Annotated in this window: 19 protein-coding genes; 4 read left to right on the forward strand and 15 right to left on the reverse strand. The window is 68.9% G+C overall.

The window, feature by feature from the left end; all coding sequences use genetic code 11:
• Positions 1–16: 16 nt before the first annotated feature.
• Together LEL84_RS17985 and glp are read right to left on the reverse strand one after the other, a co-directional pair.
• Positions 17–748 (reverse strand): phosphatidylserine decarboxylase, encoded by a 732-nt coding sequence (locus tag LEL84_RS17985; protein ID WP_065630112.1) that lies wholly within the window; start codon positions 746–748, stop codon positions 17–19.
• Positions 749–852: 104 nt separating this feature from the next.
• Complete coding sequence (gene glp / locus LEL84_RS17990; protein WP_226512363.1) at positions 853–2,094, reverse strand: gephyrin-like molybdotransferase Glp; 1,242 nt, start codon at positions 2,092–2,094, stop codon at positions 853–855.
• A 99-nt stretch (positions 2,095–2,193) separates the two neighbouring features.
• Between glp and LEL84_RS17995 the strand changes: the two genes are divergently transcribed.
• Positions 2,194–2,994, forward strand: coding sequence for an HAD-IIA family hydrolase (locus tag LEL84_RS17995; RefSeq protein ID WP_159371807.1), 801 nt, complete (start codon positions 2,194–2,196; stop codon positions 2,992–2,994).
• A gap of 309 nt (positions 2,995–3,303) precedes the next feature.
• Here LEL84_RS17995 and LEL84_RS18000 read toward each other — a convergent pair whose 3' ends face one another.
• The 4 genes from LEL84_RS18000 to LEL84_RS18015 form a co-directional block, all read right to left on the reverse strand.
• A complete protein-coding gene (locus LEL84_RS18000) occupies positions 3,304–3,762 on the reverse strand; it encodes an SRPBCC family protein (protein WP_058251338.1) in 459 nt (152 codons plus the stop codon).
• 101 nt (positions 3,763–3,863) lie between these two features.
• Positions 3,864–4,349 carry a DUF350 domain-containing protein gene (locus LEL84_RS18005; protein ID WP_226512364.1) on the reverse strand — a complete coding sequence of 162 codons (486 nt, stop codon included), beginning with the start codon at positions 4,347–4,349 and terminating at the stop codon, positions 3,864–3,866.
• Between the two features lie 113 nt (positions 4,350–4,462).
• The gene (locus tag LEL84_RS18010; protein ID WP_137808576.1) at positions 4,463–5,575 is read right to left on the reverse strand and encodes an acyl-CoA dehydrogenase family protein; all 1,113 of its coding nucleotides are present in this window, start codon (positions 5,573–5,575) and stop codon (positions 4,463–4,465) included.
• 41 nt (positions 5,576–5,616) lie between these two features.
• Positions 5,617–6,810 (reverse strand): acyl-CoA dehydrogenase family protein, encoded by a 1,194-nt coding sequence (locus LEL84_RS18015; protein ID WP_058251335.1) that lies wholly within the window; start codon positions 6,808–6,810, stop codon positions 5,617–5,619.
• Positions 6,811–7,019: 209 nt separating this feature from the next.
• On the opposite strand from LEL84_RS18015, the gene LEL84_RS18020 reads away from it, so the two are divergent.
• Positions 7,020–7,646, forward strand: coding sequence for a TetR/AcrR family transcriptional regulator (locus LEL84_RS18020; RefSeq protein ID WP_226512365.1), 627 nt, complete (start codon positions 7,020–7,022; stop codon positions 7,644–7,646).
• Between the two features lies 1 nt (position 7,647).
• Here the strand turns inward: LEL84_RS18020 and LEL84_RS18025 are convergent, their stop codons facing one another.
• Complete coding sequence (locus LEL84_RS18025; RefSeq protein WP_226512366.1) at positions 7,648–8,901, reverse strand: MFS transporter; 1,254 nt, start codon at positions 8,899–8,901, stop codon at positions 7,648–7,650.
• 87 nt (positions 8,902–8,988) lie between these two features.
• Here LEL84_RS18025 and LEL84_RS18030 point away from each other — a divergent pair, with 87 nt between their 5' ends.
• Positions 8,989–9,603, forward strand: coding sequence for a TetR/AcrR family transcriptional regulator (locus LEL84_RS18030; RefSeq protein ID WP_226512367.1), 615 nt, complete (start codon positions 8,989–8,991; stop codon positions 9,601–9,603).
• Positions 9,604–9,626: 23 nt separating this feature from the next.
• Entirely contained in the window at positions 9,627–11,039 is a 1,413-nt protein-coding gene (locus tag LEL84_RS18035; protein WP_226512368.1) for an amidase, read from the forward strand.
• Between the two features lie 156 nt (positions 11,040–11,195).
• Here LEL84_RS18035 and LEL84_RS18040 read toward each other — a convergent pair whose 3' ends face one another.
• The 8 genes from LEL84_RS18040 to LEL84_RS18075 form a co-directional block, all read right to left on the reverse strand.
• Positions 11,196–12,821, reverse strand: coding sequence for a cation acetate symporter (locus tag LEL84_RS18040; protein WP_065630162.1), 1,626 nt, complete (start codon positions 12,819–12,821; stop codon positions 11,196–11,198).
• A 26-nt stretch (positions 12,822–12,847) separates the two neighbouring features.
• A complete protein-coding gene (locus LEL84_RS18045; RefSeq protein WP_058251329.1) occupies positions 12,848–13,204 on the reverse strand; it encodes a DUF485 domain-containing protein in 357 nt (118 codons plus the stop codon).
• Between the two features lie 173 nt (positions 13,205–13,377).
• A complete protein-coding gene (locus LEL84_RS18050) occupies positions 13,378–15,141 on the reverse strand; it encodes a cation acetate symporter (RefSeq protein WP_226512369.1) in 1,764 nt (587 codons plus the stop codon).
• Positions 15,138–15,536 (reverse strand): hypothetical protein, encoded by a 399-nt coding sequence (locus LEL84_RS18055; protein ID WP_226512370.1) that lies wholly within the window; start codon positions 15,534–15,536, stop codon positions 15,138–15,140. Before LEL84_RS18055 ends, LEL84_RS18050 begins: the two co-directional genes overlap by 4 nt.
• Positions 15,529–16,344, reverse strand: coding sequence for a LytR/AlgR family response regulator transcription factor (locus tag LEL84_RS18060; RefSeq protein WP_068970519.1), 816 nt, complete (start codon positions 16,342–16,344; stop codon positions 15,529–15,531). Before LEL84_RS18060 ends, LEL84_RS18055 begins: the two co-directional genes overlap by 8 nt.
• 79 nt (positions 16,345–16,423) lie before the next feature.
• A complete protein-coding gene (locus LEL84_RS18065; RefSeq protein WP_226512371.1) occupies positions 16,424–17,614 on the reverse strand; it encodes a sensor histidine kinase in 1,191 nt (396 codons plus the stop codon).
• Between the two features lie 103 nt (positions 17,615–17,717).
• Positions 17,718–17,855, reverse strand: a complete 138-nt coding sequence (locus tag LEL84_RS18070) for a hypothetical protein (RefSeq protein WP_165630638.1) — start codon at positions 17,853–17,855, stop codon at positions 17,718–17,720.
• Positions 17,856–17,895: 40 nt separating this feature from the next.
• The gene (locus tag LEL84_RS18075; RefSeq protein ID WP_226514349.1) at positions 17,896–19,458 is read right to left on the reverse strand and encodes a polyamine aminopropyltransferase; all 1,563 of its coding nucleotides are present in this window, start codon (positions 19,456–19,458) and stop codon (positions 17,896–17,898) included.
• Between the last annotated feature and the right edge of the window lie 8 nt (positions 19,459–19,466).

Below are 19,466 nucleotides of genomic sequence, written 5' to 3' on the forward strand. Positions count from 1 at the left end.
TTCACCGGGCCGGAGTTCACTGATCCAGGTACGCGAACGGGGTCTCGCCGCCGACCGCGCGCTGGCCGACCGAGACGCGGGGCCGGGTGCCGGCCGGGAAGTAGACGTCTACGCGCGATCCGAATCGGATAAGCCCGTAGGTCTCGCCGATCGTCAGCGAGTCCCCGACCGACGGCTCGCACACGATCCGACGGGCGACGAGACCGGCGATCTGCACGACGGCCAGCTCGGGCCCGGGCGTGCCGCCTTCGGCGGTGGTGCGGATGGTCATCGTGGTGCGCTCGTTGTCGCGGCTGGCCTCGGGGAGGTCGGCGGAGACGAACGCGCCGGGCGTGTGGGTCACGGTGGTCACCGTGCCCGCGATCGGCACGCGCTGCACGTGGACGTCGAAGATCGACAGGAAGGTCGAGACCCGGGGCAGCGGCTGCGTCCCGAGGCCGGACTCGGCGGGCGGGACGGCCTCGTCGACCAGGGCGATGGTCCCGTCCGCGGGGGCGACGACCACGCCGGGTTCGGTGGGGGTGACCCGCTTCGGATGCCGGAAGAATGCAGCGCACGCGCCGGCGGTCAGCGCGGCCGGCCGGGCGATCCAGCGGTGTCGACGACCGAGGAGCGCGACGGCGGCGGGCGCGGCGACGAACGGCACACCCGCCGGGTGGATCGGAGGGATGGTCTCTCGGGCCAGATCGAGAAAATGGGCGACACGGCCGGTGTCACCGGAGCCGTCCGGACGCGGACGTCGGGCCACGATCAACCTCCTCTGGCCTGTGTCCAGGCCGGATAAATGGTGCGCACCGCATCGCCGGGTGCATCGGCGTCCACTCTAGAGCGCCGCGCCCGGAGACCTCGTCGTCAGCGCAGGACCAGCACGTCCACCAGGGTGCCCGCCTCGACCGCCTCGATGTCGGCGGGGACGTCGATGAGCGCGTCGGCCTCGGCGAGGTAGCGCAGGTGATGGGACGCCGGCGGGCCGATCGGATCCACCCCGACCACCCCGTTGCGAGGTCCGGCGTCGAGTACGCCGCGCAGGAACTGTCGTTTGCCGCGGGGTGAGCGGATGTCGGCACCGAGACGCGCTCGGATCCGTTCCCGGTCGGCGGGCAGTGCCATCGCGGCCCGCAGCGCGGGCCGGATGAAGACCTCGAAGGACACGAGTGCACTGACGGGGTTGCCCGGCAGCGTGATGATCGGCACGCGCCGGCCGCGGGAGGAGGGGAAGTGGCCGCAACCCTGGGGCATACCGGGCTGCATCGCCACCTTCACGAACTCGACGGCCCCGGTCGCCGACAGTGCGTCCTTCACCACCTCGAAGGCGCCGGCGCTGACACCGCCCGAGGTGATGATCAGATCGGCGTCGTCGGCGACCTCGTCGAGCCGCGCGGCGAAGTCCGCGGTGTTGTCGGGCACGAAGTGCAGGTGACGACCGGCCGCGCCGGCCTCGATGACCGCGGCGGTCAGCATCGCGCCGTTGGACTCGTAGATCTGTCCGTGGCGCAACGGTTTTCCGGGTTCGACGAGTTCGGAACCGGTGGACAGCACGACGACCCGCAGCCGCCGGGCGACGGTGATCTCGGCGAGGCCCAGTGCGGCGAGCAGACCGATCTGGGGGGCGCCGATCACCGAGCCGGCGGGCAGCGCCCGGGTGCCGGCCTCGATGTCGGAGCCGCCGCGCCGGATGTGCCTGCCGCGCTCGGGTGCGGCGGTGAAGGTGACGGTCGGTGCCGCGGCCACCGGGCCCACCACGGCGTCGGTCAGTTCGACCGGGACCACCGCGTCGGCGCCCGCGGGCATCGGGGCGCCGGTCATGATGCGGTGCGCGGTGCCCGGCTCGAGAGTGAGGTCGTCGGTGCGGCCGGCGGGGATGTCCGCGGCGACCGGCAGGGTGACCGGGTCGTCGGCGCTCGCGTCCGCGAGATCGTCGGCGCGGACCGCGAATCCGTCCATCGCGGAGTTGTCGAAGCCGGGCAGCGACAGCGGGGCGTCCACGTCGGTGAACGTGGCGAAGCCGAGCGATTCCGGCACGGCGACCTCCGACGGTTCGGCGGGGCCGAACAACGCCGCGACGATGCGCTGATGCTCTACGACGGTACGCATCCGCTCAGCATGCCAGGTGTCGACGGAGACCATGGCGTCGTCCCGGCAGGTGACCGGGCCGTCCTGCGACGCCGCTGGGCGAGGACTACATTCGTGCGCATGGCGCTGGGTCTGCTGTTCGACATCGACGGGGTGATGGTCACCTCGTGGCAGGCGCTGCCCGGCGCGGTCGAGGCGATCGCCGATCTCGCCGACCAGGGCATCCCGCGGATGTTCTTGACCAACACGACGTCCCGCTCGCGTGGCGAGATCGCCGAGGCGCTCAACGAATGCGGTTTCGAGGTGAAGCCGGACGAGATCCTGTCGGCCGCCAAGCTGACCGCCGAACACGTCGCCGCCACCTATCCGGGCAAGCGCGTGTGGGTGCTCAACCAGGGCCCGATCGCCGAGGACATGACCGGCGTAGAGTTGACCGACGATCCCGCGTCGGCCGAGGTGGTGGTACTCGGCGGTGCCGGTTCGGTCTTCACGCACGCCACGCTGTCCAAGGTCCTGGAGATGATGCTCGACGGGATTCCGGTGATCGCGATGCACCGGTCCATGACCTGGTCGACGGCGGACGGCTTGAGCATCGACACCGGGGTCTACCTCGAGGGCCTCGAAAAGGCTTCGGGCGCAAAGATCAAGGCGATCGGCAAGCCCTCGCCGGTCGGTTTCCGGGCGGCCACCGAGGTCCTCGGTCTGGAGCCGACCCAGGTGGTGATGGTCGGCGACGACATGCACAACGACGTTCTCGGCGCCCAGGCCGCGGCGCTGATCGGGGTGCTGGTCCGCACCGGCAAGTTCCGCGAGGAGGCGCTGCATGCGTTGCAGCGTGACGAGTTCGGGCCCTACCCCGACCACATCATCGACTCGGTCGCCGACCTCCCCGAGCTCATCGGCAAGCTCAGCGGAACCTGATCGCCGAGCTCATCGGCAAGCTCAGCGGGACCTGAGCGTCCACAACTCTGCTCCCTGAGGTGCGAGCGAAGCGAGCCACGAACGGGCTCGCAAGCTGCCTCACCAGGCCCTTCGTGGCTCGTCGCTTGCGCTCCTCGCACCTCAGGGAGCAGAGGGGCGAGCGTCTCTCCGCTCCCTGAGGAGCGAGCTTGCGAGCGTCTCCCCGCTCCCTGAGGAGCGAGCTTGCGAGCGTCTCCCCGCTCCCTGAGGAGCGAGCTTGCGAGCGTCTCCCCGCTCCCTGAGGAGCGAGCTTGCGAGCGTCTCGAAGGGTCAGTTGGACTCGGCGGCGCGCTTGATCTTGCCCAGCGTCTCGGCCATCCCGAGCTTGAGCTCCTCTTCGAACGACTCGGCGCCGCCGAAGAGCTTGTCGACGAGTACCGACGACACCTTGGTGGTCGACCCGTTGACCTCGCGCCGCTCGGTGACCGTGACCCCGGCGTCCTTCGGGGTGATGGTGTAGCTCCAGATGGTGTGGTTCTCCGCGACCCGGAAGCCGAGTTCCTGGTTCGGGGTGAACCGGACGACCTTGGAGGTGGTCGGCCACACCAGCGGGCCCCGGCGGTTGATGTTGATGGTCTTGGTCCCCAACCCGACGGTGCCGCCGCGGATGATCATCTTCTTGCACTGGGGGCTCCACTCGCCCATGCGCTTCAGATCGGAGATCACCGACCACACCTGCTCGGGCGTGGCGTCGATGTCGATGGATTCCTCGATGAGTGCTGCGGTCATGGTCGCTCACCCTATGGGCTTGTTGGCCGAGGGTCAATAAGCATGTTCGGGCGCCCGAGTCAACCCCGGAAAACGCCTGGACCAGCGATGTCGCTCCGAACTCAGACCAGCAGGGTGATCCCGATGACGGCACCGATGGCCACGAAGACGGCGGCGGTGATCCACCCGGCGGGGTGTTCGTCGGCGGCCCGGCGGCCGGTGGTCACGGCGTCGTCGGGGGTCTCGTCACTGCGCGGCGCGCCGTCGAAGAGCAGCGTGCCGAGCTTCCCGGGTGTGAGCCAGTCGATCAGCACGAACGACCACATCATCACCGCGATCGCCAAGACCGTGTATGCGACGGTGTAGAGCAACGCGCGCCACAGTTCCAGGAGTTCGGTGTCGATGACCGAACAGACCAGCACGATCGCGAGGCCGATGACCATCGATGTGGTCAGCAGTACCGCGTTGCGGTTGTGCTCGATCCACACCAGCTGCCGCAGCCGGCCCGGTGTCACCAGGTCGAGGGCGGCGAAGCCGAGGACGAGCACGGCGATCCCCACCAGGCTGAACGATGCCCCCGCGGCCAGGTTGTCCCGCAGCAGTTCCATCCGGCTCCCTCTCGCCTCGCATCGGCATCAGCGGGCTGCCGCCCGACAACGACGTCAGCGAAGGCCTGCGCGCGAGAACGCGCAGGGCCTTCGCTGAAGGACAGTAGCCGGTATCAGCCGACGCTGAGCATGTCGTAGGTGTCGATGTTCTCCGCCAGGCGGGTCACATGGTCCGACGCGTCGCCCAGGGTGTGGCTGATCGCCGTCAGACGGCTCACGTAATGGGCGATCGGGTACTCGGCGGTCATACCGATGCCGCCGTGCATCTGGATCGCTTCCTGACCGATCAGGCGCGCCGACCGGCAGATCTGCAGCTTGGCCCGCGACGCGATGATCGGATCGGCGATCCCGTCCGCCAGCGCCGACGTCGCGTAGAGGCTCAGGCTGCGGGCGAGTTCGAGCTGGACGTACATGTCGGCGGCCCGGTGGGTGAGGGCCTGGAAGGCCGACAGCGTGACGCCGAACTGCTTGCGCGACTTGAGGTATTCGACGGTCAGGTCCAGGCTCCGCTCCATCGCGCCGACGGCCTCGGCGCACAGTGCGGTCTGGATGCCGACCTCGGCGTCGGCGATGGTCTGCGACGCGTCGCCGCTGCCCAGGCGGGTGGCCTTGACGTCGCGGAACTCGATCTGTGCGCCGCGGCGGCGATCGTGCGTCCGGTACGGGGTCCGGGTGATGCCGTCGGCGTCCGCGTCGACCAGGTAGAGGCCGACGCCGTTGTCGTCGCGCGCCGACACGATCAGCTTCGCAGCGCAATCGCCGTGTCCGACAAGGCTCTTGGTGCCGTTGAGGACGCCGTCGGCCGACGCGGTGGTTTCCACCCGCGCCTCCGGCCAGCGGTCGCCCGGCTCGGTGTGGGCGAAGGCCATCAGCAGTTCGCCCGACGCCAGTGCGGTCCGCAGCTCGGCGCGGGTCGCGTCGTCGGCGAGGCCGAGGAGCGAGCCGGGGACGAGGACCGAGTCGAGGTAGGGCTCAGGTGCCAGTGCGCGGCCGAGTTCGGTCATGACACTGGTGAATTCGACGGGGCCGGCGTCCATGCCGCCCTCGTCCTCCGGGAAGGTGAGGCCGAGGATGCCTATCTCGGCCAGCGACTTCCACACCTTCTCGCTCCAGCCGAGATCGGTGTCGGTGACCTTGCGCAGCGTCTCGACGTCGTAGGTCTTGGTGAGGACCTCGCGAACGGTGTCGCGCAGCATCCCCTGCTCTTCGGAAAGCTCGAAATCCATGGTGTTCCTTAGTGAAAGGTCGAAAGGTGCGGGGTCGGCGCTCAGAGGCCGAGGACAGCCTTGTCGATGATCTGGCGCTGGACCTCCGACGACCCGCCGTAGATCGTGACCTTGCGGTAGTTGAGATAGGTCGGGGCGGCGAGCTGGGCCCATTCGGGGGCGCTCACCTCGGCGCTGCCGTTCGGAGCCGAGGCGTCGAGCTGGGCGACCGGGAGCGAGTCGGGGCCCGCGATGTCGGCGAGGAGCTCCATGGCGGCCTGCTGCAGCTGGCTGCCGGTCAGCTTGAGCAGCGACGATGCCGGGTTCGGCTTGCCGTCGGCCGACGAGGCGGCGACGCGCAGCTGGGTGAGCTCGAGGGCGAGCAGCTCGTTCTCGACCTCGGCCAGGCGGGCGGCGAACAGCGGATCGTCGAGCAGGGTGCCCTTGGCGGTCCGGGTCTGCTTGGCGAGTTCCTTGGCGCGGGCGAGCTTGGCCTTGGTGTAGCCGACGCGGGCGATGCCGTTGCGCTCGTTGCCGAGCAGGAACTTCGCCTGGGTCCAGCCGCTGTTCTCCTCGCCGACCATGTTCTCGGCGGGCACGCGGACGTCGTTGAAGAAGACCTCGTTGACCTCGTAGCTGCCGTCGATGAGCTGGATCGGGCGGATCTCGACGCCCGGCGTGTCCATCGGGAACAGGAACATGCTGATGCCGGCCTGCTTCTTGACATCGGGGTTGGTGCGCGCGAGGCAGAAGATCCAGTCCGCGAACTGGCCGAGCGTGGTCCAGGTCTTCTGGCCGTTGATCACGTAGTCGTCGCCGTCGCGGACCGCGCGGGTCTTCAGCGAGGCGAGGTCGGAGCCGGCCTCGGGCTCGGAGAAGCCCTGGCACCACCAGATGTCGAGGTTGGCGGTCTTGGCCAGGAAGCGTTCCTTCATCTCGTCGGAACCGAACTGGGCGATGACCGGGCCGATCATGCCGACGTTGAACGGCAGCATGTCGGGGACGAACGCGAGGCTCATCTCCTCGCGGTAGATGTGATGCTGGATCGGGGTCCAGTCCTTGCCGCCGTGCTCCACCGGCCAGCTGGGGGTGGCCACACCGTGCTCGTTGAGGATGCGCGTCGTGGTGACGAGGTCCTCGGGGTACTGGAGCTTGCCCTCTTCGCACCGCTTGCGGACGTCTTCGGGGACCTTGGCGAAGATGCTGCGCAACTCCTCGCGGAAGGCCTCTTCTTCAGGACTGAATTTCAGCTGCATGGGTTCTTCTCTACTCCTGTCGAGGGTGTCCGTACCCCGGGCGGTGTGGTCGAACTGGGGACCTCTGCCGTGTGCACCCAGGCTGGGGAAACCCAACCGAGCCACGAATGACTAAGCGCTTGCTTAGTGATAGGTTGCACTATGCCGCGCGGGCCGGATGCTGTCAATCACGGGCTCGTCGCGATGACCAGTCCGACCGTTCCGAGAAGGTGACCGTGGGCCCGTCTGCCGATCCGACGTTCGAAGTCCGGCCCGTGGCCGCCCGGGCCCGGCTCCTGCGCGCCGCCGTCGAGGCGTTCGCGGCCAAGGGGTTCAACGGGACGACCACGAGGGACATCGCCAACGGCGCGCAGATGAGTTCGGCGGCGGTCTACGTGCACTTCCGCTCCAAGGAGGAGTTGCTGTTCGAGATCTCCGACGCCGGTCATCGCGCGATTCTCGCGGCGATCGACGACGCCGATGATCCGTCGGCGTCCCCCGGCGACCGGCTGCGGGCGATCTTCCACGCCTTCACCGAGCACCACGCGCGCGAGCACGTGGGGGGCCGGGTGGTGAACTACGAACTCAACGCCCTCGCGCCCGACCATCTGGACACGGTGATGGCCATGCGTCGCGAGATCACCAGACGGGTGCGCGAGATCATCGAAGCCGGGATCGCACGCGGCGACTTCGATGTCGCCGACTCGCTCGCCACCACCAACGCGATGCTGTCCATGGGGATCGATGTCGCGCGCTGGTATCGCGACGGGGGGTCACTCTCGCCCGAGGAGATGGGGGGCTTCTACGCGGAGCTGGCCACGCGGATGGTGGGATGGCGACCGCCCGTCGGCGGGTGACTCAGCCCCTGCATGCCGGTTCCGGTTGCGACGGAGAGACTTCGACTGCGTTCCGGGCTGCGGATGCTGCCCGGCGGCGCACTGTCACCGCGAATGCTGCCGCGATCATCACCATCGCGAGAACGTAGCCGACGTAGCCGATGATGGTGTCGCGCAAACCGATGTGCGAGACGACGATCCCGGCGATCACGGCCGGGACGCTGAATGCGAGGTAGCTCGCCACGAACACCGACGAGAAGACCTGACCGCGCTTCGTGGGAGGTGTCGCGGCGGTGATGTTGTCCATCGCGGAGAGGAAGGTGGCGGCCCAGCCCGAGCCGGCCACGATCGAACCGACGATGTAGAAGGGCAGGGATTCGATGAGGACCCCGGTGAGTGAGATCACCACGCCGGCGGCGAGTGCGGGGAATCCGTACGCAGCCTTGATCGTCGACGAGCGATCGGTGATGAACAGGGACGTGACGGCCGCGCAGGCGAAGAAGACGAACAGGATCGCGCCCGCCGCGCCGTGGTTGCCCACACCGAACACACGGGAGACCACCGACGACCCGAGCGAGAGATACAGGCCGCCGAGGGACCAGGTGGCGACGAGCGCGGGAACTGACGCCAGGAACACCGTGCGGACCTCGCGAGGCACGCGCACCTGCGGCGCGAGCGTGCCGGCCAGGTGCCGTCGAGAATCGAAGCCGATTCGCTCGCGGGTCTCCGGGACGACGAGAAGGGCGATCAGCAGTGCGGCGAACAGGCCGAGGATGATCTCGTAGATCAGGACGCGGGGTGCGGGTGCGTACTCGACCAGCACCCCGGCCACGGCGACGCCGCTCGCCAGGCCGATGGCCGGGGCCGCGCCGACGATCGTCGATCCGGCACGGGCCGAGGGCTGCAGATCGACGGTCGTCGCGGTCAAGGTGCCCATCGCCGCGCCGGTGGCCAGGCCTTGCAGGGCGCGCGCGGCGAGCAGGGTGCCGACGTCCTCGGCTACGACGAACAGCACCATGCTCGCGATGAGCAGGACGAGCGCGACGGCGAGGACAGGCCGCCGGCCGACATGATCGGACAGAGACCCGACCGTCAGGAGGCTCACCAGCATGGTCACCACGTACACCGCGAACACGAGCGTCAATGTGAGCGCGGAGAATCCCCACAGTTCCTGATACACGGGGTACAGCGGCGACGGTGCCGCGGACGCGAACAGGACCATCATGTACGTCGCCGCGATCAGCCAGAACGCGCGATGTGGGTGCAGTGGCGCCACGAGGTCTCCTTAAAGCAAACAGGTTTGCATTCAGAAACTAGCCCGGACTGCGTTCCAAAAGCAATCAGCTTTGCAATAATGGCTTCCATGACGACGGCCCGCACCCCCGACAGCCCGATTTCTGGTGCTCCCGCCTCGCCGACCCGTCGTCCAGGTGGTCGCAGCGCCCGCGTGCAGTCCGCCGTCTACACGGCGGTGGGGCAGCTGGTGGGCGCCGGGCGCCGCGAGACGATGACGATCCCCGAGGTCGCCGACCTCGCGGGGGTCAACCCGACCAGCATCTATCGACGCTGGGGATCGATCGACGCGTTGCTCGGCGAGGTGGCCGTGGCCGCCCTGACCCAGGGTGAGCCGCTGCCCGACACGGGCACTCTCGCCGACGACCTGGTGGAGTGGGCCCAGATCATCGCGGCCGACATCGCGCGCCCGAAGCGCCGGGCCTACCTCCGGGCCATGGTCGCCGCGCGCGAGGGCATCGTCGAGGTCTGTCCCTGCTGGGAGATCCGGCGCGAGCACGCCGAGCAGATGATCGCGCGGGCGCGGGACCGCGGCGAGGCCACACCGTCGGTCCGACAGGTGCTCGACCACGTGATCGCCCCGCTGTATCACCATGCGGTCTTCGGACTCGAGCTCGACGCCGACCACGCCGCCGGCCTGGTCGATGACGTCTTGTCGATGATCGGAGCTGCGCCGAGAAGGTAGGCCGAGACGATAAGGTCCCGGGAATGAAACACGTTCACGCGTTCACCGACGACGCACTCGGCGAGCACGACGCGGTCGGCGTCGCCCAGGCCATCGCATCCGGCGAGATCTCCGCCGCAGAGGCGGTCGAGGCCGCGATCGCGCGGATCGATGCCGTCAACCCGCACCTCAACGCCATCGCCTTCGACGATCGCGAGCGTGCGCGCAAACGCGCGGTCGACAACGACTTCCCGCTGGGATCGTTCATCGGGGTGCCGTCGATCATCAAGAACAACACCGACTTCGCGGGGCTGCCGACCTGTCACGGTTCGGCTGCGGTGCCCCAGCGCCCGGCACAGGCCAACGAGGCCTTCACCAATCAGTTCCTCGCGAGCGGCGTCAATGTGGTCGGCGCGTCGACGATGCCCGCCTTCGGGCTGACCTCGACGACGGAGTTCGTCGACCGCGAGCCGACCCGCAACCCGTGGGACACCGACTACTCGTCGGGCGGCTCGTCCGGTGGTTCCGCGGCGCTCGTAGCGGCCGGTGCACTGCCGATCGCCCACGCCAACGACGGTGGCGGGTCGATCCGCATCCCCGCCGCCATCTGTGGGTTGGTCGGACTGAAGCCGAGTCGCGGGCGCGTCGAGGCGTCGAAAGAGACCCGGGACGCGCCGATCGACCTCGTGTCGAACGGGATCGTCAGCCGTTCGGTGCGCGACACCGCCCGATTCCTCGCCGACACACAGGGTTTCCGGCCCGCGCCCGGGATGCCGCCGGTCGGGCTGGTCGAGGGGCCGGGGACCAAACGGCTCAAGATCGCGCTGATCACCGAGCCGCTGACCGGCTCGCTGCTCGACCGGGACACACAACGGTGTGTCACCGAGGCCGCCGAGCTGGTCGAGTCCCTCGGACATCGCACCGAGATGGTGCCGCTGCCGGTGGACCGGGACTACGTCCGGGACTTCATCGACTACTGGTCACTGCTCGCTCTGGCGCTGGACCGATTCGGAAAACGGGTGGTCGACAAGGGCTTCGACCGTTCCCAGGTGGACTCGTTCACCCGCGGGCTCTCGCGCAGCGCCCTCCGGCACTTCTACCGGCTGCCCGGGGCGGTCCGCGGGCTGCGGAAGTCCACGGCCGCGATCCGCGGACTGCACGACACCTTCGACGTGGTCCTCAACCCGACCGTCGTCCACGCGACCCCGGAGATCGGGTACCTCGATCCCGCACTCGACTTCGACGAGGCGATGGACCGGCTGACGAAGTTCATCGCGTTCACCCCGGCCAACAACACAGCGGGCACACCGGCGATCAGTTTGCCACTCGGACAGACGGAGTCGGGTATGCCGGTGGGCATCCACTTCGCCGCCGACCTCGGCCAGGAGCGCACCCTCCTCGAGTTGGCCTTCGAACTCGAGGCGGCTCGACCGTTTGCGCGGATTCAGGACGCCTGAGATACGTAATTCGTTCCCGCGGTGCCGTTTCCGTTCCGCTTATTGGATCCTATAAGCACGACGGAAACTGCGCCGCGGGAGGAATCCCACACCGACGACAGACGCACCACCGAAGATCGGTGGTGCGTCTGTCGTTGCGGGTCGAGCGCGAGTTGGCTAGTGCTGCACGGCCTTCTCGGCGCCGATGCCGGTGAGGGAGCGAACCTCCATCTCGGCGTTGCGTTCCGGGGTGCCGTTGTCCGACGGGCTGGTCAGCGTGCCGACGATGCCGAGGACGAAGGCCAGCGGGATCGAGATGATGCCCGGGTTGGCCAGCGGGAACCAGGCGAAGTCGGCGCCGGAGATCATGGCGGTCGACGACCCGGAGACGGCGGGGGAGAAGACGATCAGGACGATCGTGGAGATCAGGCCGCCGTACATGCTCCACAGGGCGCCGCGGGTGTTGAACCGCTTCCAGTAGAGCGAGTAGACGATCGTCGGCAGGTTCGCGGCCGCGGCGATCGCGAAGGCCAGCGCCACCAGGAAGGCGATGTTCTGGCCGTTGGCGAGGATGCCGAGGACGATGCTGACGATGCCGAGGACCACGACGGTGTATCGCGAGACGCGGACCTGGTCGTCCTCACTTGCCTTGTTGCGCTTGATCACCGAGGCGTAGATGTCGTGGGCGAACGACGCCGACGCGGTGATGGCGAGGCCGGCGACCACGGCGAGGATCGTCGCGAAGGCGACCGCCGAGATGATGCCCAGCAGGACCACGCCACCGAGTTCGAACGCGAGCAACGGTGCGGCCGAGTTCTGTCCGCCGGCGGCGTCGAGGATCTTGTCCGGTCCGACCAGGGCGGCCGCTCCGTAACCGAGAACCAGGGTGAACAGGTAGAAGGCGCCGATGAGGGCGATGGCCCAGACCACCGACTTGCGAGCCTCTTTCGCGGTCGGCACGGTGTAGAACCGCATCAGCACGTGCGGGAGGCCCGCGGTGCCGAGGACGAGCGCGATGGCGAGCGAGATGAAGTTGATCTGGCTCGTCAGGGACCCGCCATACTGGGCACCGGGAGCGAGAACGTCACGCGCGGCGACCTTTTCGCTGGTCGAGTCGGTCACCGCGTCCTGTGCCGCACCGAGGATCGACGACAGGTTCATGCCGAACTTGGCCAGCACGATGACGGTCATGATGCCGGCACCCGCGATGAGCAGGACGGCCTTGATGATCTGCACCCAGGTGGTGCCCTTCATGCCGCCGATGAGCACGTAGACGATCATCAGCGCACCGACGACGGCGATGACGATGGACTGGCCGAGGCGCCCCTCGATGTCGAGGAGCAACGCGACCAGGCCGCCGGCGCCGGCCATCTGGGCGAGCAGGTAGAACAGCGACACCGCGAGGGTGGAGATCGCCGCGGCCAGACGCACCGGGCGTTGCTTGAGGCGGAAGCTGAGGACGTCCGCCATCGTGAACTTGCCGGTGTTGCGCAGCAGTTCCGCCACGAGCAGCAGCGCGACCAGCCACGCGACGAGGAACCCGATGGAGTAGAGGAAGCCGTCGTAGCCGTAGACCGCGATGGCGCCCGCGATGCCGAGGAAGCTGGCCGCCGACAGGTAGTCGCCGGCGATGGCGACGCCGTTCTGCGGTCCGGAGAAGCCGCGACCGCCGGTGAAGAAGTCGGCGGCGGTGTTGTTGTTCTTGCTGGCCTTGATGACCACGAACATCGTGACCGCGACGAACGCGGCGAAGATGGCGATGTTGGCGGCCGGGCTGCCGACGGTCGCCGCGAGGACGGTCACGTCGGTGGTGGGTACGGCAGTGGTGTTCACAGTGCGGGCCCGCCTTCCATCTCGTTGCGGATCGCCTCGGCCTTCGGGTCGAGATTGCGATTGGCGAAGCGTACGTACATGCCGGTGATGACGAAGGTGCTGACGAACTGCAACAGACCGAGGATCAGGCCGAGGTTGATGTTGCCCCAGACCTGGGTCGCCATGAAGTCATGCGCGAAGGCGCCGAGCAGCACGTAGAGGGCGTACCAGATCAGGAAGAACGCGGTCAGCGGGAAGACGAACTTCCGCAGCGTCCGCCGCAGCTCCTGGAACTCCGGACTGGCCTGCATCTCGATGAACTCTTCGCCGGTCGGCGCGTGTGGCGCCGGTGGTGGTTGGTCGACGGTCGACACGTTTCCTCCCAGGGTGACGTGGCCACATGTGTGATGGCTCTACGGAAGTCAGCCTGAATGAGGTGCAGATCACAGGCAATCGGGTGGCCTGGGTCACACGCCGAAACCCGCGGTCCGTGCGCCGGACGGTCGGTGAGATCCGACGAGCGGCGAACGGTCACCTGTCCGAACGGTCAGGTCGCCCGCTCGTCCGGGGCCCGTCCCGGGGTGCGATCGAGCCCCATCCCGACGCGTTCCGGGACGTGCATCCGGGCAAAGGTCCGTGCGAGGTCGACGGGTACCCGTCCCCGGGTTGCCTTGCTGACCAGCACCATCGTGCCGAACGCGAGTGGGACCGTCACAGCGGCCGGGTAGCCGATCACGACCGCAAGCCACCCGCCCAGCACGTCGTCGTCGACGACCCCGGCGATCGCCAGCATCGTCGCCGACCCCGACGACGCGCCGCCGACGACGAGTCCGGCGATCGCGCCGACGGCCGTGAGTCCGCGCCACCAGATCCCGAGGACCAGCAGCGGGCACAGCGTCGACGCGGCGACGGCGAACACCAACCCGACGGTCCGGGACAGTTCCAGGGACGCGGCGGCCAGCGACAAGCCGATCGGGATCAGTCCGCCGATGACCGCGGCCACCCGGAAGTCGCGCACCCGGCCGCGCAGCAGGTCGGTGGCGAGCGCCCCGGCGACCGACACCAGCAGTCCCGACGACGTGGCGAGGAAGGCGGCGATCGCCCCGGCGGCGACGAGCGCGGCCAGGATCTGACCGGCGATCCCGCCGACCGCCGCGCTCGGCAGCAACAGGACCGCGGCGTCAGCGGTGCCGGTGATCAGCAGTTCGGGGACATAGAGCCGTGCGAACACCCCCAGCAGGATGGGGAACAGGTAGAACAACGAGAGCAGTGCGATGACGGCCAGCGCGGTTCGCCGCGCCGATCGCCCGTCGGGGTTGGTGTAGAAGCGCACCAGCACGTGGGGCAGACCCATCACGCCGAGGAACATCGCGATGATGAGCGACAGCACCTGGTACAGCGGGTGACTGCCGCCGAAGCCCCCGCCGGGGGCGATCCAGTCCGCGTTCTGTGCCGGCGCGCCCGCGACGACCGGAGTGGCCGCACCGGCGTCGAGGAAGATCGTCGAGCCCGCGGAGATGACGTGGGGTCCGGTGGTGTCCACCGGCGCGTCGTCGACGACGACCCCGTCGAGCGTCCCGGTGACCCGCACGCCGGTGGTCTCGGCGACGGTGACCGAGACGTCGGTGGTCACGTCGACGGTCGTCGCGGTGGTGATGCGCGGCGGCGCGGGTTCGCCGACGCGAGTGGGGTCCTGGGCGAAGACGCCGATCAGGACGAGCGCGGGGACCGCGATCGCGGTCAGCTTGAGCCAGTACTGGAAGGCCTGCACGAAGGTGATCGATCGCATGCCGCCGCCCACCACGTTCACGATCACGATCAGTCCGACGCCGACCACGCCGGCCCACACCGGTGCGCCGAGAAGGATGTTGAGGGTGAGTCCCGCGCCCTGGAACTGCGGGATGAGGTACAGCACGCAGACGACGACCACGACGAGCATCGCGGTCTTCCGTGCCGCCGGCGAGGCGAGGCGGAACTCGGCGAAGTCGGGCACCGTGTAGGCCCCGGAACGACGCAGGGGCGCGGCGACGAACAGCAACAGGCCCAGGTAGCCGGCGGTGAACCCGACGGGGTACCAGAGTGCGTCCGCACCGTACTTCGCAATGAGGCCCGCTACGCCGAGAAACGATGCTGCCGACAGGTATTCACCGGAGACCGCGGCGGCGTTCCAGCGTGAGCCGACGCTCCGCGACGCCACCAGGAAGTCCGACGTGGTCCGTGAGAAACGCCCGCCCCACGCGCCGACCGCGATCGTGGCGATGGCAGCGGCGAACAGGCCGATCGCGGTGAGGGCGTGGACGTCGGTCGTCACGGCGGGCCCGGTTCGGGTGCGTCGGACAGATCGTCATCCACGAGGCCCATGAAGTCGCGTTCGGCCTGCTCGGCGAGGTGGACGTAGAGCCGTCCGGTCAGATACAGGAGTGGGAAGGCGAGTACTCCCAGCATCAGCCAGATGAGTCGAATCCCGAAGACGCCGGCGTCGGCGATCCCCGGAAACATCCAGGCGGCAACGGGTATGGCGGCAGCAACGGCGAGCAGGGCGCCTCCGAGCCGCAGGCCGAGACCGAGTTGGGCGCGCATGAGGCCGCGGACGAGCGCGTCGCCGACCTCGGTCTGTTCCTGGACCTCGACGCGGGTACGGACCATTCGCGCCCCGCGGCGGGAGGCGAGCACCACCCGTTCGCGCTGGGGCGGGTGCTCAGCCATCGTCCCGTGCGGTGGGGGAACGGTACTGGCGCAGCGGGTCCCGGATGAGGCGGTCCTTGAGTTCGCGGACCTGTCGGCGGCTCACGGGCAGCTCGACGGCCTCGGACGCGCCGTTCGCGCGGACGCACACCACCGTGCCGCCGCCGACCGTCCGCAATCCGGTGACCATCGGCAGCGCGACGAGGTAGGACCGGTGTACCCGGGCGAATCCGGTCTCCTGCCAGCGGGATTCGAGCGTCGACAACGGGATGCGGACGAGATGTGCGCCCGAGTCGGCGTGCAGTCGGGCGTAGTCGCCGACGGCCTCGACCCAGGAGATCGAATCGCGCCGGACGAGCGAGGTCACGCCGCTCATCTCCACCGGGATGACCTCGTCCGATGTGGCGCGACGCTCCGGTCGAACGGTCGGTTGCGCGGGCTCGGGTGCACGCTCCCGACTGTCGAGGCTCGCGCGGACCCGGTCGACCGCCTGGGTGAGGCGTTGTTCGCGTAGGGGTTTGAGCAGGTAGTCGACCGCTCCGACCTCGAAGGCGTCGACGGCCCGGTCGTCGTGGGCGGTGACGAACACGATCGCCGGGGGCGAGGCGTATTTCGCGAGGACGCCGGCGAGTTCGAGTCCCGACAGGCCGGGCATGTTGATGTCGAGGAAGATCGCGTCGATGCGGTGCTCGTTGAGTTCGCGGAGGGCGCCGGTGGCGTCGGACGCGGAGCGGACCTCGGCGACGTCGTCCTGCCGGTTCAACAGGTAGCCGAGCTCGTCGAGAGCGGGTGGTTCGTCGTCGACAGCGAGTACCACCAGTGCGGTCATGGAACACCTCCCGCCTCGACGACAGCCCGCAGTTTACCGCCCTGGAGTTCGGGCACCGCCGGAACTCGGGCGTTGCGTTTCATGCCCGGATGCCCGCACGGAACTTCGGGACACGCATCCCCACCTTGGTGCCGGCGCCGACAGCCGTCTCGACGACGAGGCCGTAGTCGTTGCCGAACGCGGCGCGGAGCCGGTGGTCGACGTTGGTCAGGCCCACGTGGGCACCCTCGCTGTGGTCGAGGGCGTCGAGAGCGCCGCTGCGCAGGAGCTCCGGTTCCATGCCCACGCCGTCGTCCTCGACCGTGATGACACAGTCGGTGCCCTCGTCGGCCGCGACGATGGTGATCGTGCCGCCGCCCTTTGACGCAAGACCGTGCCGGACGGCGTTCTCGACGAGCGGCTGCAAGGCGAGGAACGGCACCACGACGTTCAGGACCTCCGGTGCGACATGCAGTTTGACGTCCAGGGCATTGCCGAAGCGGGCTCGTTCGAGGGTGAGGTAGCGGTCGATGTTCCGCAGCTCGTCGGCCAGCACGGTGTATTCGCCGGCGGCCCGGAAGGAGTATCGGGTGAAGTCGGCGAAGTCGAGGACGAGATCGCGCGCCCGGTCGGGGTCGGTCCGCACGAACGAGGCGATGGTGTTGAGCGCGTTGTAGATGAAGTGCGGACTGATCTGCGCGCGCAGGGCGAGGACCTCGGCGCGGTTGAGCCGTGCGCGGGATGCGTCGAGGTCGGCGAGTTCGATCTGGCTCGACGCGTACCGCGCGACTTCGGCGATGGCGCCGAGCATTCCGGGGCCGGGCCGTCGCGTGGTGGCGACCACGAGGACCCCGACCCCGACATCGTCGGCGAGGAGCGGCTGGGCTACCAGCGCGCGCACGGGCGACTCGGCGCCGCTGGGGTCGGTGAGCAGCACGCGTCGGAGGTCACCCAGCGCGGACGACGCCGCACGGTCGGCGTGACCGAGCATCTCGTCGTCCCAGATGGCCTCACCGTCCGGCTCGTGGGCGAGGCGGCTCGGTTCGCCGTCGTACAGTGCGACCGCTTCGGCGCCGGTCAGGGAGTGCAGGTGCGGCAGTGCTTCGCGAGCCGACTCCGCCGACAGTCCGGTGCGCAGTGAGCGGGCGGCGAGCGACGCGGTGTGCAGGGCCAGATGAACCGCCCGCTCGGCAGGGGTGGCCACTCGTCGCCGGGTGCGCACCAGGACGGTGAGTGCCCAGACGACGGTGACGACCAGTATCCCGAACACCACGGCCAGCTCAGCAGACATCGCACCTCCCGCGGCCCATCCTCCCGCATCGGTGGACGCGAACGCCACGCGATCGGTCGACGCCCGGGTCGGGACGGAGGCGTACAACTCCCGGGCGGTTCGATCAGTCGGCGGTTCGCAGGCCGCGCGTGGCCCGGCACAGTGCCGTGATCTGCTCCCACTCCCCGGCGACGGCGACGGCGACCGCCGCCGACCGCACGAGCGCCAGCGGGAAGATGTTGATCGCATTGTCGCCGGACACCGCGGCCGCACTCTGACCTGCCTCCGGCGATCTGCCGACGTCAGTAGGTCGCCCACTCGCCCTGTGCGTACCGGAGAATCCGCGGGTCCATGAGGGTCGACGGCGGCAGATCCAGTCGCTGCCGATCCAGTGGGAAAACCGTTGCTGCTGCCAACTGTTCGGGACTGAGGAACCGGAGGGGTCCGGGCGCCGCCACGGTCGGGGTCACCCTGCCCTCGGCGCCGGCCAGGTGGAATCCCCAGTCGCCGAAGGCCGGCACGTCGACGTGGTACGGGGTCGGGTCCAGTCCGGCCGCGCGCATGGTCGAGGCCACGCACCAGAACGACTTCGGCGCGAAGTACGGGGACCCGGCCTGGACCACGGTGCGGCCCGCCTCGGCGAGATGCGCCCGGACCATCGCGTAGAACTCGGTGGAGTACAGCTTCGCGGTGGCCGAGTCGTCGGGGTCGGGCATGTCGACGATGATGACGTCGAACCGGCGGTCGGTGCCGCGCAGCCAGGAGAAGGCGTCGGCGGCGATCACCTCGGCTCGGGGGTCGGTCATCGATCCCCGGTTCAACGTGGTGAGACGCTCGTCGGTCCGGGCGAGTCGGATCATTTCCGGGTCGAGTTCGACGAGCGTGACGTCGCGGGCGTCGGGGTAGGTGAGCACCTCGCGGAGCGCGAGTCCGTCACCGCCGCCGAGGATCAGCACGGAGTCGTGGTTCCCGGACATCGCCGGATGCACCAGCGTCTCGTGGTAGCGATGTTCGTCGACCGAGGAGAACTGCAGGTCGCCGTTCAGGTACAGGCGGGTGTCGGCCGTTGCGCCGAAACGGTTCTCGGTGATGACGATGTCCTGGTACGCACTACGTTCGGCGGCGACGATGCGATCGCGGTACAGCGCTTGGCGCGCGGTGATCTCGAAGCGGCCGGACAGCATCAGGCCGGCGATCAGGACGGCGACGACGGCGACGGCCGACGCGGAGAGGACACCCATCTGGGTGCGCGACATCGACTTGCGGAAGATGACGAAGACGAGGAAGCAGCCGGCCGCGGCGTTGACCAGCCCGACCACGAGGGCGCCGCGCAACTGGCCGAAGAACGGCAGCAACAGGAACGGGAAGCACAGGCCGCCGATGAGGGCGCCGATGTAGTCGACCGCGAACATGTCGGCGACAGCCGAACCCGCCTCCTGGCGTCGAATCCGTTGCAGCAGAACCATCAGCAGCGGGATCTCGGCACCGATCAGGATGCCGAGCACGAAGGCCACCAGGACGAGGGCGGGCGTGTACAACTCCAGGTAGGCGAACGCCGCGTAGAGCGCCATCACCGACAGTCCGCCGATGAGGGCGAGCAGCAGTTCGATGACCGCGAAGGCCGTGACCGATTGTGGCTGGAGCGGTTTCGCGGCGAGTGACCCGATGCCCATCGCGAAGACCATGACCGCGAGGACGATCGACGCCTGCGTCGCGGTGTTGCCGATCAGGAACGAGCCGAGCGAGACCAGCGCGAGCTCGTACACCAACCCGCAGGCGGCGCAGACGAAGACGACGGCCAGCAGTCCGGCGCGGGCGAATCGCGGTCGTATCGCCAGCGCGTCCGGAACGGGTTCGGTCGTCACCGGTTCGG

The organism is Gordonia sp. WA4-43 (assembly GCF_020520305.1).
In the GTDB taxonomy this organism is placed as follows: Bacteria; Actinomycetota; Actinomycetes; order Mycobacteriales; family Mycobacteriaceae; genus Gordonia; species Gordonia hongkongensis.